We start from the raw sequence: 24558 nt of genomic DNA, 5'->3' as shown, positions 1-24558 counted from the left end.
TTGTAATTACTTCAGACATATCTGCAAACTGTATTGATATAGGTTTACCAGTTTGGGTATGTGTGAAACAATTAGGCATCTTTCAAATTTGGTTATTGAGGTAGTCTAGTGATCGATGATGATGGCTACCGCCCGAATGTAGGAATTGTAATTTGTAATCGGCAAGGCCAAGTCTTATGGGCTCGCCGTTATGGTCAGCATTCTTGGCAATTTCCTCAAGGTGGGATTAACCCTGGGGAATCGCCAGAACAAGCGATGTATCGTGAGTTATACGAGGAAGTCGGACTACAGCGTAAAGATGTAAGGTTACTTGCATCTACCCGTAATTGGTTACGCTACAAATTACCTAAGCGTTTGGTGCGTTGGGATACAAAACCTGTTTGTATTGGACAGAAACAACGTTGGTTTTTACTTCAACTCCAATGTAATGATGCCGATATAAACGTGCAGCGCAGTAAATCGCCAGAATTTGACGGCTGGCGGTGGGTCAGTTATTGGTATCCTGTTAGGCAAGTGGTCTCTTTTAAGCGCGAAGTTTATCGCCGCGTGATGAAGGAATTCGCTCCCGTAGTTATGCCTTTGCAGGAACAGAAATTACCACAACGACCTGTTTTTAATAATCGTAGGCGCGGAGTTAAGTAAGCCTATGTTGACGCGTTTACGTGACATTGTCGAAAAAGTCGCGATGGCGACCAGTCTGACTCAAGCTCTTGAAGTTTTGGTCAATGAGACGTGCAAAGCGATGCGTACCGATGTGTGCTCGATTTACTTAGCCGATCATCCTCGCCAATGTTATTACCTAATGGCAACCCGCGGGCTGAAAAAGCCTAGCGGGATTGCTATTCGTTTAGGGTTCGACGAAGGGGTTGTTGGCGCAGTGGGTCGACAATCGGAAATGTTGAACCTCGCCGATATTCGCGAACACCCGCAATTCAAATATCTTCCCCAACTCAAAGAAGAACAGCTCAAAGCCTTTCTCGGCGTGCCTGTCGTTTATCGACGCCAATTGCTGGGCGTGCTGGTGGTTCAACAGCGAGAAAAACGGTTATTCAGCGAAACCGAAGAATCCTTTATGGTCACGCTATCGATGCAGTTAGCGGTGATATTATTCCAAGCGCAAACAAAAGGTATTTTCGGGCAATATCGGCAAAACCGTTTCAAAGCTATTCCTGTTTCTCAAGGAATTTCGATGGCTTATGGTTGGCAAGATACCTCCCAACCTTCTTTAGACAATGTGTATCAAGCGACCACATTAAATATTGATGAAGAGCATCAACGCTTGGTGATTGCGCTGGAAAGTGCGGCAGCAGAATTTCGTCGTATTAGTAAGCGGTTTATGGCGAGCTCATCTAAAGAAAGCGCAGCTATTTTCGACCTGTATAACCATTTACTTAATGACCCTCAACTGAAAAAGCGGTTATTTACGGCGATTAATCAAGGTGCGGTGGCTGAATGGGCGGTGAAAACCGTCATCGAAGATTACGCTTTGCAATTCTCACGTTTACGTGACCTCTATTTAAGAGAGCGCGGCTCCGACCTTCGTACCTTAGGGCAGCGCTTATTATTTCATCTCGATGATTCACTGATACCAACCAGCCAATGGCCAGACCGTTTTATCTTAGTGGCTGATGAGCTAAGTGCGAGCGTTCTTGCAGAATTACCACTTGAACAATTAGCGGGGGTGATTGTGCGCGATGGTGCAACGCACTCCCACTCTGCGATTTTGATCCGAGCAATGGGGATCCCCGCGATTATGGGGGCGGATATTGAGCCTTCTTTATTACATAATCGCCATCTGATTTTGGATGGTTATCGTGGCGAAGTGTTTATTGAGCCGGAAAACTTCATCGCTCAGGAATACCAGCAAATTATTGAAGAAGAAAATGTGCTTAGCAGATTAGCGGAAGGCACACTTTCTCAAGATGCAGTACTCAAAAACGGTGAGCATGTGGATATTTGCCTCAATGCCGGATTGAGCCCTCGCTATGAACAGCAAATTCATGATGGGGTGGATGGTGTTGGACTCTACCGAACCGAACTGCCATTTATGCTGCACAACGGTTTCCCATCTGAGGATGAACAGAAGCAGTTATATCGGGATGTACTGCAACTTTTTGCAACGAAACCGGTGGTATTAAGAACTTTAGATATCGGCGCAGACAAACAACTGCCTTATATGCCGATCAGCGAGGAAAATCCTTGCTTGGGGTGGCGCGGGATCCGCGTGATGCTGGATCAACCTGAAATATTTTTGATCCAGTTGCGTTCTATGCTGAGAGCTAACCAAGATACGGGCAATTTACGTATTTTATTGCCGATGATCACGAGCATTAATGAAGTGGATGAGGCGATCGGGCTGATTAATCGCGCCAGAAATGAAGTGAGCCAACAACTCGGAAAATCGATTAATTTACCTCCAATTGGCGTGATGTTGGAAGTGCCTTCACTCCTGTTTTTGCTGCCAGAGTTAAAGCAGCGAGTTGATTTTATTTCGATCGGTACCAACGACTTTACACAATATTTACTCGCCGTCGACCGTAATAACACTCATGTGGCGGCGCTCTATGATAACCTGCACCCTGCGGTGGTGCGTTTTCTATCCATGGTACATATGGAATGCCAGCGTATAGGTTTGCCGATTAGTGTGTGCGGTGAAATGGCGGGGCAACCATTAAGTGCTATGGTGCTGATTGCATTAGGTTATCGTAGTTTGAGTATGAGTGGGCGCAGTGTTCCTCGCATGAAATATTTAATTCGTCAGCTTGATCCTCAATTGATGGCTGAGTTAGTACCTGATTTGCTCGGTGCAGAAACCAGCGAAAATGTCCGGCATAAGATCAGCGAGTTTATGGAGAGAAATGGACTTGGTGGTTTTGTACGTGGCGGGATCTAGTTTGATCTTCTATGTTATTAATATGTAATTATATGCGGACAATAACCTCGTGTTATTATGCGGCATAATTTTTGACTCAATTATTTTAAAGTGGGGAACGATGAGTAACAGCTACTTAGCATTTCCGGAAATTGATCCCGTAATGTTCTCGATTGGCCCAGTCTCTTTGCACTGGTATGGTTTTATGTACCTTGTCGGATTCGTTTTTGCGCTATGGCTAGCGGGACGTCGCGCTTCTAAGCCAAACAGCGGTTGGACAAAAAATGAAGTCGAGAACTTGTTGTACATTGGCTTTGTCGGTGTATTTGTGGGTGGGCGACTTGGCTATGTTTTCTTCTATAACTTGCCTGTTTTCTTAGATGACCCTCTGTATCTGTTCAAGGTATGGGATGGCGGTATGTCCTTCCATGGCGGTTTGATTGGGGTTATCTGTGCCATGATGTGGTTTGCCTATCGCACGAAACGCCGTTTCTTACAAGTTTCTGATTTTGTTGCACCTTTGATTCCTTTTGGTCTTGGAATGGGACGTATCGGTAATTTTATTAATGGCGAGCTGTGGGGACGCGTTACCCTAGATACACCATGGGCATTTCTATTCCCTCATTCAAGAAGTGAAGATATCCAACTTGCGGCACAAGACCCGTCTCTGTTGCCTATTCTCGAGCAGTACGGTGTATTGCCAAGACACCCATCCCAGCTATATGAGATGGTTTTAGAAGGCATTGTTTTATTCCTGATATTGAATTTATTTGTACGTAAACCTCGTCCAATGGGTAGCGTATCGGGTCTGTTCCTTATCGGTTATGGGGCATTCCGTATTATCGTTGAATTCTTCAGGCAGCCAGATGCGCAGTTAGGTTTATTCGGTGGTATCAGTATGGGGCAAATTCTCTCGATTCCGATGATTATTATCGGTGTATTGATGATTATCTGGGCTTACAAATACGGTAAAAATATCCCTGCCCATAAGCCTGCTAAAAGTGTTGATAGCAAGTAGTGTATATAGCTAGTCACGTAGGCAGTAAATAACGTAGACAGCAAATAACGCAGACAGTAAATCTCGTTAATAAGCAGTAAATTCAGTCATTTTTGGTTTGTGTTATTGAGGGATATTTGATAACACAAACCGCCTGTATTTCGGAGTAAGAGAGCCACTATGAAGCCGTATCTTGAGTTATGCCAACGTATTATCGATGAAGGTCAATGGGTTGAAAATAAGCGCACAGGTGTCCGCTGTTTAACCGTGATTAATGCCGATCTCGAATATGATGTGGGCAACAATCAATTTCCTTTAATTACAACGCGCAAAAGCTTTTATAAAGCCGCCATTGCCGAGTTATTAGGGTACTTACGTGGCTATGATAATGCAGCGCAGTTCCGTGAAATTGGTTGTAATACTTGGAATGCCAATGCTAATGAAAACCAAGCATGGTTAGATAACCCGCATCGTAAAGGTGAAGATGATATGGGGCGCGTTTATGGCGTCCAAGGTCGCTCATGGCAGCGCCCTGATGGCTCTCATCTTGACCAATTAAAGAAAGTGGTTAATAACCTGAAAAACGGTATTGATGACCGCGCCGAAATCGTGACTTTCTATAACCCCGGAGAGTTCGAAATGGGCTGCTTACGTCCTTGTATGCACACCCATACGTTTTCACTACTTGGCGATACGCTGCATTTAACCTCTTATCAACGTAGCTGCGATGTGCCTCTTGGTCTCAACTTCAATCAGGTTCAATGCTTTGTTTTACTGGCTTTAATGGCGCGTATTACGGGTCATAAAGCAGGTAAGGCTTATCATAAAATTGTGAACGCACATATTTATGAAAATCAACTGCCTTTAATGCGTGATGTTCAATTAAAACGTGAACCATACCCATCTCCAAGCTTAACGATTAACCCTGCAATTAAATCATTGGAAGATCTTGAAACGTGGGTAACAACTGATGATTTCACCTTAGACGGTTATCAGTGCCACGAAGCAATAAAATATCCATTTACGGTCTAATTCGGGTGGATTGATATAAAGGCATAGATACGCATAGCCTCTGTAAATAATACGGTTTATGCCTTTATTTTTATTATCTTTACGGCTCACTCGATTTTCTAAGTTGCTCCATACCTTTACATCCCTGTTAACTCTTACTCTCGTTCACCCTTATTACTTCCGCTATTTCCCATTTTTGCCTTATCCCCGAAAGCTATTCTGACCTGTCTCTCTTATTTTGGGGGAACACTTTTTTATCTTTACGATTAATTTTGCGAAGCCGTTTCCAAAAGCATTCAAGGAAAATGCAAAAGTGACATTTTGCTGGGAAGCGCTACGAAGAATGGTAAATGAGGTCTGTTGGACTGAGAAGTTTTCATCCAAGCTCCCCGTAGATAACGGTTGAGAGAGATAAGGAAATGCCAGAACAGACAAATTTGGTACATGGAAAAATAAAGTGGCTAAAGCGCAACATTGATGAGCAGGGATTCACTTTAATTGAAATACTGGTTGTTCTGTTTCTGTGCTCAATTGTTGCTCTGCCTGCGTTTTATCAATGGCAACAGCAAGTGAAACGGCTGCAACTTATTGATGCTGCTAGGCAAACTGCCGAATTTATCTACAGTAATCTAATGGAAGGCATTTATTTAAATCAGCACCGTATTATGACAGTAAGTTTCACATCAAAAGAGTGGCATTTAGTGGTTACGGATGCAGATACAGCGCAACAAATTAGCCAATTTAAGGGTGACAAATTTGAGCGTATTGAGCTCAAGCACGCGTCTAGACAATCGATTCATTTTTACGGTAAGCAAGGGACAAGTAGCCCTTTTCGAATTGAGCTCAACAATGAAAGTGACCAAATATCCGTGATTATTTCATCTGCGGGTCGGGTTCGCAGTTGCAGCCCACAAATATTAGCAGGTGTGCCCAAATGTTGAGTCACATTAAAAAGTATAAAGCAGAAAAAGGTTTCTCTTTGCTAGAAACACTGATTGCGATGCTAATTGGTTGTCTAGTCTGCATTGCAGCGATGAATACGATCCCCGTGTTATTTAAGCAACTATTTCAGGCTTTTTTTCAATATCAATTGGATAGAGAGGTCAGGCAGGTGTTGATTAATATGGAAAAAGATTTTCGTCGAATTGGTCATTGCAGCCAGTCACCTTCCAAACCTCATTGTGAAGGAAAGGCAATTACCATCAGCACTAAGTTCTTAAGTCGTCAGGCTAACTCCTGCATTATTTTTGCCTATGACCAAGATTTATCTGGGGGATGGATTATAGGGCCAAGTCATTCATTACATTCCGATTTCTTTGGATTCAGGCTCCATAACAATAAGCTGGAATCTAACCGTAATGTGACAAATTGCGATGGTACCCGTTGGCACTCGTTGTTTGACCCGAACATGGTGAAAGTTAATAAACTGACCTTTGATTGGCGGCCTGCAACAAAAGTTTTAGACATGTCGATGACAGTTGAAAGTATTTTATTGCCGAATAGAACGTTTGATTATCATTCCTCCGTGATGTTAAGGAATGTGCCATGAGGGAAACAAATGCGCAGCGAGGCAATATTGCCTTAGTCATGGTGATGGTACTAATGAGTGTCGGGCTTATCTTGCTGAAAGCACTAAATTATTACCAAGCGCGGGCTAGCCATGAATTAAGCCGCGAAGAAAAATACTATCAATCATTCAATTTGGCAGAATCAGCATTGTCATGGGGACTCGCTCAACATTGGAAATTAAAAGCAGAAAAAGCGAGTCCTTGGGTATGTCAACGAGAAACAAATCACGGGTGGGTGAGTTGCCTTAAGCATTATAAAAATAACCAATTCATTTTATCGGGTAAAGGTGAATTATCGAAAAACCAATCGCTAACGGTATATCGATGGGTTGTGCCGATATGGAATGAAGGGCGCTTACAAGCGCGAGAAAATGGCTGGATTGATTATTGTCCTGTGGCGATTAAAGGATTTTGCCAATGAAGAATTCACAGCAAGGATTTGCGCTGGTAGAGTCGATGATTGCGGTGGTTGTTTTTGCTATCTTGCTGATAGCTCTGCTAAACTACAGCCAATATATCGCTTTGAATTTTAATCAAATATACCAAGGTTCACAGGCAGTTCGGTCTCTACATGGTACTTTAGAAGGTAAACGCTCTTCTAATGATAAAGTTCCATTGGAAATAGGGTATCAGCCGCAGAGAGAACAGATAAAAATCGTGCATTCTACAATCCTTGGGAACTGTAGTGAATCTAAGGTGTCCTTGTTAGTGGGCGGGAAACTGTATTCGATAAGTCGCTGGATGTGTGCAAAAGGAGAGAGTCATGTTTCAGGTTTATCATTCTAACCAATTAGATCTACTCAAAGAGCTAATTGCACACTTAATGGAGAATGACCCGCTACCTCATCCTTTTGAGCAAGAAATTGTATTAGTACAAAGCCCCGGTATGTCTCAATGGCTACAGATAGAGCTCGCTAAACGCTTTGGAATAGCCGCCAATATTAACTACCCATTACCTGCTACGTTTATCTGGGATATGTTCCGGCGAGTACTTCCAGATATTCCTAAAGAGAGCGCCTACACTAAACAAGCGATGACATGGAAGTTAATGACAATTTTACCCAATGTCATTAATGAAGCTGAATTTGAGCCTCTACGTCACTATCTGCAAGACGATTCAGACAAGCGTAAGTTGCACCAATTATCAGGGCGTATTGCCGATTTATTTGACCAATATTTGGTTTACCGACCGGAGTGGATTGCTCTGTGGCAACGTAATGAGTTGATTGATGGGCTCAGCGAAAATCAATTGTGGCAAAAAAGATTATGGCTATGTTTGGTGGAATATACAGAGCAGCTGGGTCAATCTCCTTGGCACCGAGCAAACCTCTATCAGAGTTTTATCGATAAGCTTAAAGTATCGCCAGAGTTAGCTAAAAATTTACCATCGCGCCTATTTATTTGTGGTATTTCCTCGTTGCCGCCTGTGTATTTACAAGCGCTTAATGCAATTGCCGAACACTCAGATATCCATTTAATGTTTACCAACCCGTGTCGCTATTACTGGGGAGACATTCAAAGCAGTACCTTTTTAGCACGATTACAGCAACGAAAATTGCGCCACTATTTGGATAAGCACGAAATTTCCCGTTTTAAAATTGATGAGCACGCTATCAACTTATTCAATGCTGAAGGTGAACAAAATTTAGCAAACCCACTGTTAGCATCGTGGGGCAAGCTTGGTCGGGATAACTTATATTTTATTTCTCAAATTGATGCCGCCAATGAAGTCTCTGCCTTTGTTGATAATGGGCGAAATAACCTTCTCGAAAATTTACAGCAAGATATTCTCGATCTTGAAAATCACGCACAGCTAGGCGTGACATTAGATGAGTATGAAAGTAGCTCCCAGAAGCGCTCACTCCATCCAAGCGATCAATCCGTGACATTTCATTCATGTCATAGTGCTCAGCGTGAAGTTGAAGTTTTGCAGGATCGCTTATTGGCTCTATTTGAAGAAGATCCTACATTAACCCCCCGTGATGTGATTGTCATGGTCGCTGACATCGACAGTTATGCGCCTTATATTCAAGCTGTGTTCGGTAACACTAGCTCATCACACTATATTCCATTCTCTATTTCAGATAGAAAGGCACTACAAGCCCATCCAATCTTACAAGCTTTTATTATGTTATTGGATTTGCCTCAAAGCCGCTTTTCAACGGAGCAAGTACTGGCGTTATTAGAAGTTTCAGCGTTTGCCGCGCGTTTTGATATTGATGAAAGTGAACTGAGTTTATTAAGGCGCTGGGTCAATGAATCCGGTATTCGTTGGGGGCTTGATGACGATAACGTACAAGCACTATCTTTACCCGTTATTGGGCAAAATACGTGGCAGTTTGGTTTAAGCCGAATGTTACTTGGCTATGCGATGGATAGCCGTAATGGCCCGTGGAATGGTGTGCTTCCGTACGATGAATGCAGTGGGCTCGCAGCTCAATTGGCAGGCAAATTAGCATTACTCATCGATACACTTAGAGAATGGCGAACAGGCTTAGAGCAAGAACGTACACTCGATGAGTGGAAAGAGATCTGCCAGCAATTAATTGATAGCTGCTTCAAAGTCGATAGTGAAACTGAAATCGTCTTAACCTTACTCACGACACAATGGCACAAAATTATTGAAAATGCCCTGACTGCCAATTATCAAGAAGCTATTCCATTACGTTTAATTCGTGACGAGCTATCGGTTTGCTTTGACGACGAAAAAATCAGCCAGCGTTTTCTTGCTGGTGCAGTGAATTTCTGCACGCTAATGCCAATGCGTTCTGTACCGTTTAAAGTCGTTTGTTTACTGGGTATGAACGATGGTGCATATCCACGTAATGTACCGCCCCTCGGTTTTGATTTAATGGCAGAAAAAGTCCAGCGAGGGGATAGAAAGCGCCGTGATGATGACCGATATCTATTCTTAGAAGCATTAAATTCAGCGACGAAGCAACTCTATATTAGCTACATTGGACGTTCAATTCGAGATAACCAAGAGTGCAATCCATCGGTGCTAGTCACTGAATTATTGGAGTATATCTGTCAGAGTTTCTGCTTACAGGGCGACCAATCATTGAACATCGATGAAAGTTCACTGCGGCTAAAACAGTATTTAGTCACTGAGCATAATCGAGTGCCATTTGCGAAAGAAAACTTTATCCCTAACACGCTTTATCAAAGCTTCGCACAAGAATGGCTGCCAGTCGCAAAAAGTGCAGAGCAAACGGCTAAGTCGTTTACGTCAGTATTAGAACAACGTGAACCTATTACAGAGTTATCGTTAGAACAGATTTTACGTTTTTATCGACACCCTATACGTGGCTTCTTTCAACAACGCTTAAAAGTGCATTTTTCAATTGAAGAGACTGAACTCCCAGAGGAGGAGCCATTTGTATTGGGGGGATTACAACGCTATAAAATCAATGACCAAGTGCTAGATTTATTAGTCAAAGATGAAGACCCAAATCCCCTTTATCATGCATTAAAAGCCTCAGGGCAATTACCCGCCAAACAATTTGGCCAGCTATTTTGGGAGAAGCAATTGAATGATATTGCTCCATTAGCTGAAAAAGTGAAAGAGTACGGCGATCGACGTGTCGATTATCCGATTGAGTGTGAAATACATGAGATCAAAATTACAGGCTTATTGCGAAATGTTCACGAGTCAGGAATATTGCGTTATCGACCAGCTTATCTTACTGCCAATGATGGCGTGCAATTATGGATAGAACATTTGTTTTTTAATGCGTTTGTTGGTGAAGGTGAAAGCATCGCATTAGGGCGAGAAAACAGTGTTTGGCATTTTTCTGCCATATCCTCAGAGTGTGCAAAAGTACACTTGAATACGCTTATTGAAGGATATTGTGAAGGAATGAATACGCCGCTAATACTGTTAAATCAGAGTGGTTGGAATTGGATTTCGGCGTGTTTTGATAAAAAAACAAAGGAATATGACTTTACGTCAGAAGATGTGCAGCAAAAGGCGTTATCGGCGCTACTGCAAAGCCTACAAGGAAGCCAAATGAAAGTGGGTGAAATGGAAGATGATTATGTATTGAGAGCTTGCAGAAGCATAAATAGTTCGTTGATTGAATCGCTGCTGAGTAATACTCGGCGCTTCTTACTGCCGATGGCAGAGTACTTAAAATAAGGGAGAGCATCTAAGAATGTTACGATTATCGAAACATATCGCTCATTTATTCTTGTTATCACTACTGTTTGTCGGTAGTGCCATTGCTGCGCAGCCACTTTGGCAAGTTTTGCCAGAGACTATCAATAAAAGCGTCAGTGATCCGCGAGAATATAAAGCAATCAAACTTAATAACGATATGACTGTTTTACTGGTTTCAGACCCTAAAGCAACTAAGTCGTTAGCGGCAGTTTCATTACCCGTAGGGAGTATTGAAAACCCGAGTAGCCAGTTAGGGCTTGCTCACTACTTAGAGCACATGGTGTTAATGGGTTCTAAAAAATACCCTGAGCCAAGTAGCTTCTCTGAGTTTTTACAAAAACACGGCGGAAGCCATAATGCCAGCACGGCACCACATCGCACTGCTTACTATTTTGAAGTTGAAAATGGGGCTCTTGAGGCTGCTACGGATAGACTTGCGGATGCACTCGCGGAGCCGTTACTTGACCCCGTGAATGCAGACAAAGAACGTAATGCTGTCAATGCTGAACTCACCATGGCTCGTGCGCGTGATGGTATGCGTATTTGGCAAATTCGTTCTGAAACGCTAAATCCTGCCCATCCAAACTCTCGCTTTGCAGGTGGAAATCTGGAAACGTTGAAGGACAAACCCAATAGCAAACTTCAAGATGAGTTAGTGAGCTTCTACAAGCGTTATTACTCAGCAAACTTGATGAATGGCGTGTTGTATGGCGACCAATCTATTGAACAATTAGCGAAAATTGCCAATGAAACCTTTGGTCGTATTCCTAATTTTAATGCTTCAGTACCAGAGGTTACGATCCCTGCAGTGACGGATAAAGAAAAGGGGATTGTGATCCACTATGTTCCCTCTCAGCCACAAAAAGCATTGCAAATCGAATTTAGCATCAAAAATAATATGGCTGATTTTCGTAGCAAGAGTGATGAATACATCGGCTACTTAATTGGAAATCGTAGTCCGGGAACATTATCTGATTGGCTTATATCCCAAGGATTAGCAGAAGGCATCAGCGCATCTGCGTCGCCAAATGCAGATCGTAATTATGGTTCATTCTCTATCTATGTCACGTTAACGGATAAAGGGTTAGCGGAACGAGATCAAGTTATCGCGGCTATTTTTGCTTATATTGATTTGATTAAAAAACAAGGCGTTAACCAAGATTATTTTGATGAAATAGCCAAAGTGCTCAATCTATCATTTCGTTATGGTTCCATTGTTAGAGACATGAATTATATCGAATGGCTTTCTGACCAAATGATCACAATGCCTGTTAATCACGTTCTAGATTCTGATTATGTTGCAGATAAATATAATCCTGCAGCGATAAAACAGAGACTTTCTGAACTGACAGCACAAAATGCACGTATTTGGTTTATTAGCCCGAACGAACCGAGTAATAAAAAAGCTTACTTTGTCGATGCGCCTTATCAAGTCGATAAAATCAGTGAAAAACAGTTCACGGAATGGGCTGATTTAGAGTCAAAAATGAACTTTAAATTACCAAAATTAAACCCTTATATTCCTGATAACTTATCACTGATTAAAACGGATAAAGCGTATAAACACCCTGAAATGGTTTATCAGGAAGGGAATACACGTGTGCTGTATATGCCAAGTCAGTATTTTGCTGATGAACCGAAGGCGAGTATTACGTTAGATTTGCGCTATAACGATCAAGATGAAACAGCAAAATCTCAAGTGGTAGGTTCTTTACTGCAATATATTTCATCGTTAAAAATGGATGAATTACAGTATCAAGCTTCCGTGGCTGGGATGTCCGTCTCCGTCTCTCAAGGGGTTGGGTTACAGTTAAATGCGAGCGGTTATACTCAGCATTTATCGGAGCTGTTTTTATCCATGACCAAGGAGTATTTAAGTTTTGAGCCAACAGAAAGAGAGTTGATTCAGGCAAAATCTTGGTACAAAGAACAAATCGAAGTGGCAAACAATGCGAAAGCATATGAGCTAGCCATGCAGCCATTACAGCGCCTTAACAGTGTTCCGTATTTTGAACAGGAGCAACGGTTAGCCGCTTTAGACACGATCACTTTGAAAGATATTACGGACTACCGTAGTTCCGTCGTTGAAGGTGCCGCCTTACAAGCATTAGTTGTGGGTAACATTACTCAGCAGCAAAGTATTCAAACTATCCAAGATGTCAGTAAGCTGTTAAAGAGCAAAGGTAAAAATTGGTGGAGTGGTGACATCGTTGTGGTGAATAAAACCTATCTAGCCGATTTCCATAAGCAAGGTAATAGCAGCGATAACGCATTGGCCGAGTTATTTATTCCTGATGGTTATGACCGTATCGATGGTGCGGTTCTGTCTGGTATTTTATCTAAAATTGTTCAGCCGTGGTTTTACGACCAATTACGAACCAATGAGCAACTAGGTTATGCCGTATTTGCTTTCAAGGTGGGGCTTGGTGATCAGTGGGGTATTGGCTTCTTGCTGCAAAGTAATGCCAAAGCCCCCGATTATCTCAATACTCGCTATCAAGATTTCTATAAAGTCACTCTGGATAAGCTGAAGAAATTACCTTCTGCTGAATTTGAACAATATAAACAATCGATTATTACGGAAATGAAACAGCCGCCACAAACATTCTATGAAGAAGTGGGGCGCTATGGTTCCGATTTTTCTCGTAATATTTTCAGTTTTGACTCTAGAGATAAAGTGTTATCGAGATTAGCGACAGCCACTCAAGCTGAAGTGATTGCATATTATGAAAATGCAGTTTTAAAACACCAAGGTTTAGCAATGGCATCTCAAGTGATTGGTCAGGGTGTTGATGAAAAATCAGGGTATGCAAAACTGAAAAATTGGGTGTTGTACCCACAAGCGTCAGATCTTCAGAAGATGTTACCTATCAAGGAAAATGTTGAGTGAATAAGGTGCAGATGAGTTCCCAATTGTTAGATGCTTATACACTTCCGTTACGTGGACAGCGGTTAATTGAAGCATCGGCTGGTACAGGCAAAACCTATACGATAGGGATCCTCTATCTGCGCCTATTATTAGGTTTAGGGAATGAAAATGCATTCCCTCGACCTTTAAGTGTTGAGGAAATTCTGGTTGTGACCTTTACCGAGGCGGCGACCAATGAATTACGTGGGCGTATTCGTGAGCGTATTCATAAGATGCGCTTGGCGTGTTTACGAAATGGCTTGGGATTCGAATCGGAACCAGAATATCTCACACTGTTAACAGAATTATCGAGCGAAGAACAACGCGCTTTTGCGGCGAATTGGCTATTAGCTGCTGAGCGTCAAATGGATGAAGCGGCTATTTATACCATTCATGGTTTTTGCCAACGAATGTTAGCGCACAATGCATTTGAGTCAGGCATTTTGTTTGAACAAACCATGATCCAAGATGAATTTCCTATCCAGAAACAAGCATGTGCGGACTTTTGGCGTCGTCATTTTTATCCCCTGGATTATTCGATGACCAAAGTGGTTCATGCCGAGTGGAGTGGACCTGAAGCACTATTGAACGATATTAAACCGTTTTTGCAAGGGGATATTCCTGCCATTATCAATCAGCCGGAATTACCTGAAACTCTTGAAGAGCGCCATCAACGTTTGATTGGTTTAATTCAGAATTTAAAAGATTTATGGGCAAAAAATGTCGCTGATTTTGAAAAGCTAATTTCTAATTCTGATGTAGATAAACGCAGCTACAGCGCACGTTATTTACCAGCGTGGCTAGAAAAAATAACCAGTTGGGCAGAACAAAGCACCGATGATTATCAATTGCCAAGAGATATTTTAGAGCGTTTTGCTCAATCTCGATTAGATGAAAAATCCAAAAGCGGTTCAGGGCCTTCGCATGCTGTTTTTAGATTAGTGGATGAGTTGCTCACCCAAGCGTTGACGATCAAAGATTTGATTATTCCTCAGGCGATCACTGAAGTGCGCCAGACCATCGCCCATGAAAAGCAAACGCGCGGTGAATTAGGTTTTGATGATTTGCTGACTCGACTGGATAGAGCGCTGCATCAAGATGGTGGGGCATTACTTGCCGAAGCGATTGCTAAGCGCTTCCCCGTGGCGATGATTGATGAATTTCAAGATACCGACCCCCAGCAATACCGTATTTTTCAGCGTATTTATCGGAAAACTGAAGGCACTGCATTGCTGTTTATCGGAGACCCAAAGCAAGCTATTTATGCATTCCGTGGTGCGGATATCTTCACGTATATTGCGGCGAAAAAGCAAGTTAGTGCTCACTATACGTTAGAGACAAACTATCGCTCATCCCAGAGTATGGTTGAGGCGGTTAATCAGGTTTTTCACCATGCTGAAAACCCATTTATTTTTGAGCAAATTCCATTTCAAGGCGTTAATTTTGCGGTTCATAATAGCCACAAAAAACTGATCCATAACGGGAAAGAAGTGAAAGCGCTCACTTTCTGGCAGCAGCAAGCTGAAGCTGTTTCCGTTTCTGAATATGAACAAGCCCTTGCGCAGCAATGTGCGGCACAAATAGGACGATATCTTGCTGGTGGTTTGAAAGGGACCACTTACTTTGAAAATAAGCAGCAGCAAACGCCTGTAGAAGCTTCGGATATCACCGTATTAGTGCGCAGTCGTCGTGAGGCGATATTGATCCGTGATGCGCTAAATCAACTGAATATCCCATCGGTGTTCCAATCAAATCGAGAAAGCGTGTTTGCGACCCAAGAAGCCAAAGAAATTCTCTGGCTATTATTGGCAGTATTAACACCAGAAAAAGAACGGGTGTTGCGCAGCGCCTTAGCGACGGGGTTATTAGGCTTAACAGCAGAAGATATTGATAACCTAAATTACGATGAAAAAGCGTGGGAAAACTTAGTTGATGAGTTTGCTCACTATGCTGTAATTTGGCGTAAACGCGGTGTTTTACCCATGTTACGTGGGATTATGTCTAAGCGACATATCGCTGAAACCTTGCTATCGGGTTCTGAAGGTGAACGCCGTTTGATGGATCTCATGCATATCGGCGAATTACTGCAAGAGACGTCTCTCCAACTTGAAGGTGAGCATACACTAACCCGTTGGTTAGCGCAGCAGATCGCTCACCCAGACCATCAATCAGATGCACAACAGATGCGCCTTGAAAGTGATAGACATTTGGTGCAAATCAGCACCATACATAAGTCTAAAGGGCTAGAATATAAAATTGTCTGGTTGCCGTTTGCGAGTAACTTTTTGCCTCAATCAAAAGGCCTGTTCCATGACCGTGATGATTACGTTACGAAGCTCGACCTTGATGATTCACAAGAGTATGTCGAATTAGCGGATGAAGAGCGTTTAGCTGAAGATTTACGCTTATTGTATGTGGCACTCACTCGCGCTATTTATCACTGTAGTGTTGGAGTCGCGCCGCTTATCAAAGGCAATCGTAAAAAAGCAGGTAATACGGATTTGCACCTATCCGCGCTGGGGTATTTGCTGCAACAAGGCCAAGAAGGCGACAGTGTTTTACTCAGCAGTACGCTTGAAGCACTCAGTAATGATGTGATTGATGTGCAACCGATAGATCTCCCTGAAATGGTAAAACTGGATTTAACTAAAGAGGCCAGTGATGAATTATCAGCAAGAGCGGTTTCTCGACACTTTGATGATAGCTGGCGTGTAACAAGCTATTCTGGTCTGAGTTATAGCACCTCCCATGGAGAAGAAGAGCAAACCTTATCTGCTGAGCAATTTGCTAACTCATTAGCCCCTAAGATGGATATTGAAGTCAGTCATGATGTTGAGGTGCAAGAAACACAAGAAAATACACTGACTCCGCACCAATTCCCTAAAGGTGCTGCGCCTGGCACATTTTTACATAGTTTGATGGAAGAAATTGATTTTTCAGGTGACATTTCATCCGAATGGCTAGAAGAAAAACTACAAGTATCAGGCTTTGATACTCAATGGGTTTCGATGTTACAAGGCTGGTTGAATGCCATTCTTAATGTACCGTTAGCTGATGATGGGCTCTGTTTGTCGGCTATTCCAGCTCAAGATAGGCTGGATGAAATGCAGTTCTATTTACCGATTGATAGCTTGCTCAATGCAAAAGAGGTTGATCGCGTTACCCACAAGCATGATCCTCTATCAAAACATTGTCCTCCGCTTAATTTTGAGCAGGTACAAGGTATTTTAAAAGGCTTTATAGACTTAACCTTTTGCTGGAAAGGGAAGTTTTATTTATTGGATTATAAGTCCAACTATTTAGGTGAAGATGCCTCTTATTACACTCAAGAGGCAATGGCTGAAGCGATGATTGACCATCGATATGATCTGCAATATCAGCTTTATTCGCTGGCATTACACCGTTTTTTACAACAGAGGATGCCAAATTACGATTATGAAACTCATTTTGGTGGCGTTTATTATCTATTTTTACGGGGAACTGAACGCATAGATTCTCAAAATGGCATCTTCTTTTATCGACCAACAATTGAATTTATCAGTGAGTTTGATGCGCTATTTCATGATGCTCAATCTAAGGAGCCACAATGATGAAAGCGTTATTTAATCAAGCTATTGAAGCGCGTATCTTCACGCCTCTTGATGTGCAATTCGCCTATAACGTTGCGAATGAAGATAACCCGATTTTATTGCTAGTGGCAGCGCTGCTTAGTGCAGAAACTATGTCTGGACATGTTTGCTTATCGTTGGAGGATATTCGCCCTGACGTGCTATTTATGGGAAGACATCCTGAGTTTACGGCGCAATTATGGCAAATGATTGGAGAGCCAAATCAAGCCGCTATCAGAGCTGCATTATTATCCAGTGAATCCGTGTGTGAAGTTGGGGGTGGGTCTGTTGCTCCATTGCTACTATCAGGTGATTTCCTTTATTTCCAGCGTATGTGGCAATACGAGCAGTGCGTAGCTCACTTCTTTTCAGAAACTGAGTTAGCCGATGTTAGGAATGATAATATTGTTAATGATTCGAAAATTCAGCCGATTTTAACGGAGCTTTTCCCTGAATCAACGCAGATAGATTGGCAAAAAATTGCCGCTGCTATTGCGTTAACTAGCCGAGTCTCGGTTATTTCAGGGGGACCTGGAACGGGGAAAACGACGACGGTCGCGAAAATTTTAGCGGGGCTGATTAAGTTAGGTCATCAACAGCAACATCGTTTGCGTATTGAATTAGCCGCCCCAACAGGTAAAGCTGCCGCTCGTTTAACCGAGTCATTAGGGTATGCGATGAAACAGCTGCCGCTAAATGACGATGAGCGTGAATCACTCCCCTCTCAAGCCAAAACATTGCACCGATTATTAGGGGCTCAGCCTGAAAGCCAGCAGTTTCGTTATCACCGTGATAATCCGCTTGCACTCGATATCTTGATTGTTGATGAAGCTTCAATGGTGGATTTACCCATGATGGGCAAGCTCATAGAAGCACTGCCTGACTCTGCCAAACTGATATTTTTAGGTGATAAAGATCAGCTTGCTTCCGTTGAGGCGGGGGCGGTTTTAGGGGATATCTGCCGCTTCGCGAATAAAGGCTATAGCCCTGAGCGAGCCGCTCAGCTGGAGCGATTGGCAGAATGCTCATTAAGTGAATTTACCTCAAATGAAGGGCCTGCTATCCGTGATAGTTTATGTCTATTAAGACACAGTTATCGTTTTTCAGCGGATTCAGGAATTGGCCAGCTGGCTTTCGCCGTCAATGCTGGAAATGTGAAACGGGTGGATGATATTCTTACACAGGGTTTCACGGATATTCATAACTATATCCCTAGCGCCATGCCAGATAACGAAAACGATGCTGAAGCTGAAATGAGCGAAAGCTACGCTAACATGTTATTAGATGCGGTCGGGTTCTATCAGCACTATTTACTAGCCGTTAAAGCAAGGGAAAACCCTGCTGATGTTCTACATAAATTTAATCAATACCGTCTACTTGCTGCATTGAGGGAAGGGGCTTACGGGGTTTCTGGTTTAAATGACAAACTTGAGAAATTACTCCATCGCCAAGGGTTAATTACAAAACCGTATAACTTGCAGCATAAGCATTATGTTGGAAGACCGATCATGATCAGCCGTAATGATAGCGCACTAGGTCTCTTTAATGGCGATATTGGTATTATCTTGTTAGATGAAGAGCGGCAAATGAGAGCTTATTTCCAGTTCCCTGATGGCTCCATTCGTGGGATCCAACCCAATCGACTGCCAACACATGAAACGGCGTACGTGATGACGGTTCATAAATCTCAAGGTTCAGAGTTTGCTCATACCGCCTTGGTTTTACCTTATGTATATTCGCCCGTAATCACCCGAGAGCTCGTCTATACCGCGATGACACGAGCTAAAAATGAACTTTCATTGTATGGCAGCAAGAAAGTGTTACGCCGTGCGATAGAAACACCGACTAAACGCCGTAGTGGCTTAGCGCTACAGTTTGAACACTACGGTTTGAGCAGTTAAATTAATTCTTAGACATTTAAGGTACCAATATGGAAAACCAGCAACAAATGACCGCTGTGACAGTAACATTGAATGCCAAAATTGATCCTGCTCGCCGTGCAGATTTGGAAGATGCATTTGATCAAGCCATGGAAAAATTAGGTAAAGAAGGGCAAATCCAAGTTAGTGGTGGAGGTACCCAATTAGCTGAAAATGGCGAAGTTGCTGAGTGTGATATTGAATTGGCACTAAGCGATGCAAGTGATGAGAATATCAGCCTGATTATTCAAATGTTTTCGGCGATGTTAGCCCCTAAAGGTTCCCGCTTAACTATTCATGGTGAAGACGTTCAAATCGATTTTGGAGCGGATGAAGGGTTGGCGATTTATTTCAATGGCACAGATTTAGCTGATGAAGTCTATGAAAATAATGATATTAACGATCTTTTTGATCAGCTTGATGAAGCGGTTGAAGATATCGGTGGGATCCACGGTGTTTGGGATGGCCCAACAGAAACCGCATTCTATTTTTACGGCACCTCTTTTGCTGAAATGGAAGCGATTTTACGTCCACTATTAGAGCAAAACCCACTGTGCGAGAAGTGCCGAGTTGTACAAATCGCTTAACTTAATATTAGGTCGCATCAAAGAAAAACCCAGAGTATTACTTGAATATCTGGGTTTATGAACGTTAGTTAGAGAGTATGGCGAACTAATTTGTTTGCCAACTTTCTGGGAGATTTCAAGCGGCTTGGCTTTTAATATCCAGCATTAAAATTTTCGATTTACGCTGATAGTTATAAAGTGCCTGCTTTTTGACAGGAAGCATCTCAATTTCTGCTGGAATAAAACCACGTTCTTGGAACCAATGAATGCTCCTTGTGGTTAAGACAAACAGTTTATCCAGTTCTAGTTGTTTAGCTTGTGCCATAACCCGTTGTAGTAATTCTTCACCGCGTGATGAGCTACGGTAATCAGGATGAACAGCCACGCAAGCCATTTCGCCTAGTTTCTCTTCAGGATAGGGGTAAAGTGCTGCGCAGGCGATCACCAAATTATCGCGTTCAATGATTGTGAACTTATCGATCTCCATTTCGAGTTGTTCCCGTGAGCGTCTAACTAGAATACCTTGCTGCTCAAGGGGTCTGATCAGCTCTAAAATCCCACCAATATCATTGATATTCGCACGGCGAGTCTTTTCTGAGCTTTCCATGACTATCTGTGTACCGATACCATCACGGGAGAAGAGTTCTTGGATCAGCGAGCCATTTTCTTGGTAGCTAAGTAAGTGGCTACGGCGTACGCCTCGGCGGCAGGCGGAAGCTGCACCACGCAAGAAGCGAATTGTTCCAGAATAATAATCCCCTTCAGACTCTAATTCTTGGATCCGTGTTTCCGCCTCATTTGGGAAGAGTTCAGACAGAATATTACCGTCTTTATCGGCTACCCCTTGAGATGAACAGAAACCAATCAGTTTTTCGGCTTTAATTTTAACGGCAAGCTGAGTCGCAATCTCTTCCGAGGTAAGATTAAAGCTTTCACCTGTTACAGAAACAGCCACGGGACCAATTAACACGATAGATCCATTATCGAGTTGGGCATTGATGGCATCTTCGTTGATGCGACGAATACGGCCGCTATGGCAATAATCAATCCCATCATCGACACCTAAAGGCTGCGCAATCACAAAATTACCACTCACGACGTTAATATGTGCCCCTTGTAATGGCGTATTGCCTAAACTCATCGATAAACGAGCGGTAATGTCGAGCTGCAATGCTCCAGAAGCTTGCTTAACGTATTCAAGGGTATTCGCATCAGTGACGCGGGTATGTTTATGATAAATGGCATCATAATTATGTTCAGCGAGGATCTCTTCAATTTGAGGTCGAGCGCCATAAACAACGACAATACGAATGCCAAGGCTATGCAGTAGACCTATATCGTTGACAATGCTAGGAAAATTTTCATGCGCAATTGCTTCACCGCCAAGCATGATGATAAATGTCTTGCCACGGTGGGCGTTTATATAAGGTACCGAATGGCGAAATTCATCAACCAACTCGGTGCTGCGCTCTTTCATAATTACCCTCTTAACTGAATTTTTATTCGCAATAACTGTATTTTTATTCTTTTTGGCGGAAAATATCAAGTAAAAGTTAGGACAATAAAAGTAACAAATTTATTTTTAAGGTTTACATATCTCTAAATATAAATGGATATAATCACAACAATACAATCTGCATATCAGATAATTGCCAATAAATGTTATTCGACAATTGAGCATCATTAACTATTTAAATTACGCAAGTGTGGCGTTTATATTGCATTGAATAGATGCGTGCTGGGATATAAATAGAATAGATTGGTAATGACAAAGGATGAAGAACTAGATAGAGTGCGAATTAGTCGCTAATATATTATCTCTTGTCTTAGATATTATTAAACTTTTCAGGATATAGATTCGGAATTATTGATGAGTCATCAAGATCACAGCCCATCAAAACGTCGCCTATTGCAAGGTGCGGCGGCAGTTATGCTATTAAGTGTCAGCCCATTCGGTTTTGCTGCCAGTAGTAGCGTTGTTGCCGTGCGTATTTGGCCAGCCTCGAGTTATACCCGTATTACGCTAGAATCCAGCATTCCTTTAAAGTATCGCCAGTTTGTTTTAAACAATCCTGAGCGTATTGTTGTTGATTTAGAGGGCGTTCAATTAAATAACGTTCTTAAGAATATGGGTAGCCAAATTCAGTCTAGAGACCCTTACTTAAAATTAGTGAGAGTCGGGCAGTTTGATCCTAAAACGGTACGTTTGGTTTTCGAAGTTAAAAACAAAGTATCTCCTCGATTCTTTACTCTACCGCCAGTTGCTGAATTTAAACACCGTTTAGTCATGGATTTCTATCCAGGTAAAGGTGTTGAAACCAACGACGACCCATTATTGGCACTCCTTGAAGATTACAACAAAGGTGATTTAGAAGAGAGTATGCCGGTACAGGCGAAAAAACCGGGGAAAGCGGGTACCGATAGGCCGATTGTCATTATGATTGACCCAGGTCACGGTGGGGAAGACCCCGGTGCGATTGGTAAGTATAAGACCCGTGAAAAAGATGTGGTTTTACAAATCGCCCGTCGCTTGAGAACGCTGATTGATAAAGATCCGAAAATGCGGGCCTATATGACGCGTAATGAGGATGTCTTTATTCCATTAAAAGTTCGCGTGGCGAAAGCGAGAAAGATGCAGGCCGATTTGTTTGTTTCTATTCATGCGGATGCATTTACCAACCGTTCAGCGAATGGTTCATCGGTTTTCGCATTGTCCACGAAAGGGGCAACCAGTAACACGGCGCGTTACCTTGCTCAAACTCAGAACGAAGCTGACTTAATTGGTGGTGTGAGTAAAAGCGGCGATGCGTATCTCGACCACACCATGTTAGATCTGGTGCAAACAGCCACGATCAATGACAGCTTGAAGTTTGGGGATGAAGTTTTAAAACGCATGGGCCGTGTTAACCGGCTACATAAAAACAAAGTGGACCAAGCTGGTTTCGCAGTATTAAAAGCCCCAGAAATTCCATCCATTTTAGTGGAAACAGCCTTTATCAGTAACTTAGAGGAAGAGCGCAAACTCAAAACCGCTAAGTTTCAACAGCAGATGGCTGAGTCGATTTTTGAAGGAATCAAAGCTTATTTCCGTAATGGTGGTGAGCTAGCTATCCGTAATTAATCGCGAGATTTTACATATCGAAGAAGGTGGCAAACAGCAATGTGAGTCGCCTTTTTTATTGGCTGAAAACAAGAAATTAAGTGATTAAGAATCAGTTTTGGTTTTGATATGGCTAAGGAAAATGAAGTAAAGGGTATATAAGAAAAGAAAAAAGAATTGGTTGCGGGGGCTGGATTTGAACCAACGACCTTCGGGTTATGAGCCCGACGAGCTACCATGCTGCTCCACCCCGCGACTGAAGAGGTTAAATATATCAGGAATTGGTTGCGGGAGCTGGATTTGAACCAACGACCTTCGGGTTATGAGCCCGACGAGCTACCATGCTGCTCCATCCCGCGCCTGAATATTTCACTACTTTGGGATACTACTTTGATTTTACTGCTGAATTTACTTTGACTGAATCAAGTTTGACTAAATCAAGAAATTGGTTGCGGGGGCTGGATTTGAACCAACGACCTTCGGGTTATGAGCCCGACGAGCTACCATGCTGCTCCACCCCGCGTCCGATAGCGGGCACTATACTCGGGATGAGATCTGATGCAAGTTTTTTCGTGTTTTTTTTTCATTTTTCATTAAGTGGCGTTTAAAAATCGCACAAAATGTAGTTTTTTTGTTCTTTAAAGGTTTCTAATCCAAAAATAACCTCACTAAATATTTATAGCCGTTTCATTCTCAATTTGGGTTTGCTATTGTGCGCTTCATATTGGATATGTGTTAGGTGGTATAAAGATGAATTCATGGCTGAAAGGGTTAATCGCGGGCGTCTTCTTTTCTTTACTGGCTGGGTGTCAATCTCATCCAACAGATAAAGGGCAACAATATAAAGACGGAAAATTGCATAGAGACTTGCAACAAGTTAATCAAGTTAACGTGCAAGGACGACCAATCAATGCGCCGGATTTTAATCGCCAGGTGACGGAAATTCAAAATGCATCGCCACGCTTATTCAACAACAATAATGAAACTTACCACGCAATAGAAAACTGGTTGATGGCAGGGGGCGATCCTGCTCAGTTATCGCGTTTCAATTTGTCGGCTTTCCAAATGGAAGGAATGGACAATTACGGAAACGTCCAATTCACGGGATACTACACGCCAGTCATTGAAGCTCGTCGCTCGCCGCAAGGTAATTACCGCCATCCATTGTATGGTATGCCGTCAAAAAGCAAGGGGCGCTTACCTAGCCGTGCGCAAATATATAATGGCGCACTCAGTAACAATTTGATCTTGGCTTACAGCGATTCTCCTGTCGACAATTTTATGATGGAAGTGCAAGGCAGTGGTTACGTGGATTTTGGCGATGGTAGCCCACTGAATTTCTTCGCTTATGCAGGCAAAAATGGTCATGCATATAAAAGTATTGGCAAGGTGCTAGTTGATAGAGGCGAAGTGCCTTTAGAAAAAATGTCCCTACAGGCTATTCACGACTGGACAAACACCCACAGTGAACAAGAAGTGCGTGAATTACTTGAAAGTAATCCATCGTTTGTTTTCTTTAAACCGCAATCTTTCGTCCCTGTCAGAGGCGCGAGTGCGGTGCCATTAGTGGCAAAAGCGTCGGTAGCATCGGATAAAACCTTGATCCCACCGGGAACCGCATTGCTAGCCGAAGTTCCTGTGTTAGATGGAAATGGGAAATTTACGGGTAGATACGAAATGCGTATGATGGTAGCTCTCGATGTGGGTGGCGCAATTAAAGGGCACCATTTCGATATTTATCATGGAACAGGGCACGATGCAGGTAAAATGGCCGGTTTTTATAACCACTATGGTCGAGTATGGGTTCTGAAAAAGAGCCAGCCTGTTTTTAGTGCGATGTAGCCCCATTT

16 protein-coding genes and 3 tRNA genes are annotated in these 24558 nt (G+C 42.6%); 15 read left to right on the top strand and 4 right to left on the bottom strand.

The genetic code is table 11. The features are described 5' to 3' along the window. Positions 1–108: 108 nt before the first annotated feature. From rppH to GKR48_RS07775, 13 genes are all read left to right on the top strand, one after another. On the top strand, positions 109–642 hold the full coding sequence (gene rppH, locus GKR48_RS07835) for an RNA pyrophosphohydrolase (RefSeq protein ID WP_006659219.1): 534 nt from the start codon (positions 109–111) through the stop codon (positions 640–642). Positions 643–646: 4 nt separating this feature from the next. Next, on the top strand, positions 647–2893 hold the full coding sequence (gene ptsP, locus GKR48_RS07830) for a phosphoenolpyruvate--protein phosphotransferase (protein WP_154627668.1): 2247 nt from the start codon (positions 647–649) through the stop codon (positions 2891–2893). 100 nt (positions 2894–2993) lie between these two features. Continuing rightward, positions 2994–3890, top strand: a complete 897-nt coding sequence (lgt, locus tag GKR48_RS07825; protein WP_154603370.1) for a prolipoprotein diacylglyceryl transferase — start codon at positions 2994–2996, stop codon at positions 3888–3890. 159 nt (positions 3891–4049) lie between these two features. Then, positions 4050–4901 carry a thymidylate synthase gene (locus tag GKR48_RS07820; RefSeq protein WP_154627667.1) on the top strand — a complete coding sequence of 284 codons (852 nt, stop codon included), beginning with the start codon at positions 4050–4052 and terminating at the stop codon, positions 4899–4901. A gap of 398 nt (positions 4902–5299) precedes the next feature. Further along, positions 5300–5821 carry a prepilin-type N-terminal cleavage/methylation domain-containing protein gene (locus tag GKR48_RS07815; protein WP_154627666.1) on the top strand — a complete coding sequence of 174 codons (522 nt, stop codon included), beginning with the start codon at positions 5300–5302 and terminating at the stop codon, positions 5819–5821. Then, a complete protein-coding gene (locus tag GKR48_RS07810) occupies positions 5815–6429 on the top strand; it encodes a prepilin peptidase-dependent protein (protein ID WP_154627665.1) in 615 nt (204 codons plus the stop codon). The genes GKR48_RS07815 and GKR48_RS07810 overlap by 7 nt, the downstream gene beginning before the upstream one ends. Beyond that, complete coding sequence (locus tag GKR48_RS07805) at positions 6426–6869, top strand: DUF2509 family protein (protein ID WP_154603366.1); 444 nt, start codon at positions 6426–6428, stop codon at positions 6867–6869. The genes GKR48_RS07810 and GKR48_RS07805 overlap by 4 nt, the downstream gene beginning before the upstream one ends. After that, a complete protein-coding gene (locus GKR48_RS07800; RefSeq protein WP_154603365.1) occupies positions 6866–7234 on the top strand; it encodes a type II secretion system protein in 369 nt (122 codons plus the stop codon). Before GKR48_RS07805 ends, GKR48_RS07800 begins: the two co-directional genes overlap by 4 nt. Further along, positions 7212–10586, top strand: a complete 3375-nt coding sequence (recC, locus tag GKR48_RS07795) for an exodeoxyribonuclease V subunit gamma (protein ID WP_154627664.1) — start codon at positions 7212–7214, stop codon at positions 10584–10586. Before GKR48_RS07800 ends, recC begins: the two co-directional genes overlap by 23 nt. 16 nt (positions 10587–10602) lie before the next feature. Continuing rightward, on the top strand, positions 10603–13497 hold the full coding sequence (ptrA, locus tag GKR48_RS07790; protein WP_154627663.1) for a pitrilysin: 2895 nt from the start codon (positions 10603–10605) through the stop codon (positions 13495–13497). Next, positions 13494–17105 carry an exodeoxyribonuclease V subunit beta gene (recB, locus tag GKR48_RS07785; protein WP_442959363.1) on the top strand — a complete coding sequence of 1204 codons (3612 nt, stop codon included), beginning with the start codon at positions 13494–13496 and terminating at the stop codon, positions 17103–17105. Before ptrA ends, recB begins: the two co-directional genes overlap by 4 nt. Next, positions 17105–19024: an exodeoxyribonuclease V subunit alpha gene (gene recD, locus GKR48_RS07780; RefSeq protein WP_154627892.1), complete on the top strand. Its 1920-nt coding sequence runs from the start codon at positions 17105–17107 to the stop codon at positions 19022–19024. Before recB ends, recD begins: the two co-directional genes overlap by 1 nt. 29 nt (positions 19025–19053) lie before the next feature. Then, on the top strand, positions 19054–19629 hold the full coding sequence (locus GKR48_RS07775) for a hypothetical protein (RefSeq protein ID WP_154627662.1): 576 nt from the start codon (positions 19054–19056) through the stop codon (positions 19627–19629). A gap of 115 nt (positions 19630–19744) precedes the next feature. Here GKR48_RS07775 and argA read toward each other — a convergent pair whose 3' ends face one another. Beyond that, positions 19745–21085: an amino-acid N-acetyltransferase gene (argA, locus tag GKR48_RS07770; RefSeq protein WP_154627661.1), complete on the bottom strand. Its 1341-nt coding sequence runs from the start codon at positions 21083–21085 to the stop codon at positions 19745–19747. 393 nt (positions 21086–21478) lie between these two features. On the opposite strand from argA, the gene amiC reads away from it, so the two are divergent. Beyond that, positions 21479–22729 (top strand): N-acetylmuramoyl-L-alanine amidase AmiC, encoded by a 1251-nt coding sequence (gene amiC, locus GKR48_RS07765; RefSeq protein ID WP_154627660.1) that lies wholly within the window; start codon positions 21479–21481, stop codon positions 22727–22729. 157 nt (positions 22730–22886) lie between these two features. On the opposite strand, the gene GKR48_RS07760 is transcribed toward amiC, so the two are convergent. From GKR48_RS07760 to GKR48_RS07750, 3 genes are all read right to left on the bottom strand, one after another. Next, a tRNA-Met gene (locus GKR48_RS07760) sits at positions 22887–22963 on the bottom strand. A 27-nt stretch (positions 22964–22990) separates the two neighbouring features. Then, a tRNA-Met gene (locus tag GKR48_RS07755) sits at positions 22991–23067 on the bottom strand. Positions 23068–23154: 87 nt separating this feature from the next. Then, positions 23155–23231, bottom strand: a tRNA-Met gene (locus GKR48_RS07750). A gap of 227 nt (positions 23232–23458) precedes the next feature. Here GKR48_RS07750 and mltA point away from each other — a divergent pair. After that, positions 23459–24550: a murein transglycosylase A gene (gene mltA, locus GKR48_RS07745; protein WP_154603359.1), complete on the top strand. Its 1092-nt coding sequence runs from the start codon at positions 23459–23461 to the stop codon at positions 24548–24550. Positions 24551–24558: the final 8 nt, after the last annotated feature.

Source organism: Providencia sp. wls1943, assembly GCF_009706275.1.
GTDB classification, from domain to species: domain Bacteria; phylum Pseudomonadota; class Gammaproteobacteria; order Enterobacterales; family Enterobacteriaceae; genus Providencia; species Providencia zhijiangensis.
The sequence above is the reverse complement of the archived record's forward strand: the minus strand, read 5'-3'. Positions and strand labels throughout refer to the sequence as shown.

Excerpts from the sequence above, each read along its gene's own strand:
- lgt (WP_154603370.1), top strand. The coding sequence starts at position 2,994 with ATGAGTAACAGCTACTTAGCATTTCCGGAAATTGATCCCGTAATGTTC.
- recC (WP_154627664.1), top strand. The coding sequence starts at position 7,212 with ATGTTTCAGGTTTATCATTCTAACCAATTAGATCTACTCAAAGAGCTA.
- mltA (WP_154603359.1), top strand. The coding sequence starts at position 23,459 with ATGAATTCATGGCTGAAAGGGTTAATCGCGGGCGTCTTCTTTTCTTTA.
- ptsP (WP_154627668.1), top strand. The coding sequence starts at position 647 with ATGTTGACGCGTTTACGTGACATTGTCGAAAAAGTCGCGATGGCGACC.
- argA (WP_154627661.1), bottom strand. The coding sequence starts at position 21,085 with ATGAAAGAGCGCAGCACCGAGTTGGTTGATGAATTTCGCCATTCGGTA.
- GKR48_RS07820 (WP_154627667.1), top strand. The coding sequence starts at position 4,050 with ATGAAGCCGTATCTTGAGTTATGCCAACGTATTATCGATGAAGGTCAA.
- GKR48_RS07775 (WP_154627662.1), top strand. The coding sequence starts at position 19,054 with ATGGAAAACCAGCAACAAATGACCGCTGTGACAGTAACATTGAATGCC.
- GKR48_RS07805 (WP_154603366.1), top strand. The coding sequence starts at position 6,426 with ATGAGGGAAACAAATGCGCAGCGAGGCAATATTGCCTTAGTCATGGTG.
- recD (WP_154627892.1), top strand. The coding sequence starts at position 17,105 with ATGAAAGCGTTATTTAATCAAGCTATTGAAGCGCGTATCTTCACGCCT.
- amiC (WP_154627660.1), top strand. The coding sequence starts at position 21,479 with ATGAGTCATCAAGATCACAGCCCATCAAAACGTCGCCTATTGCAAGGT.
- GKR48_RS07810 (WP_154627665.1), top strand. The coding sequence starts at position 5,815 with ATGTTGAGTCACATTAAAAAGTATAAAGCAGAAAAAGGTTTCTCTTTG.
- ptrA (WP_154627663.1), top strand. The coding sequence starts at position 10,603 with ATGTTACGATTATCGAAACATATCGCTCATTTATTCTTGTTATCACTA.
- GKR48_RS07815 (WP_154627666.1), top strand. The coding sequence starts at position 5,300 with ATGCCAGAACAGACAAATTTGGTACATGGAAAAATAAAGTGGCTAAAG.
- GKR48_RS07800 (WP_154603365.1), top strand. The coding sequence starts at position 6,866 with ATGAAGAATTCACAGCAAGGATTTGCGCTGGTAGAGTCGATGATTGCG.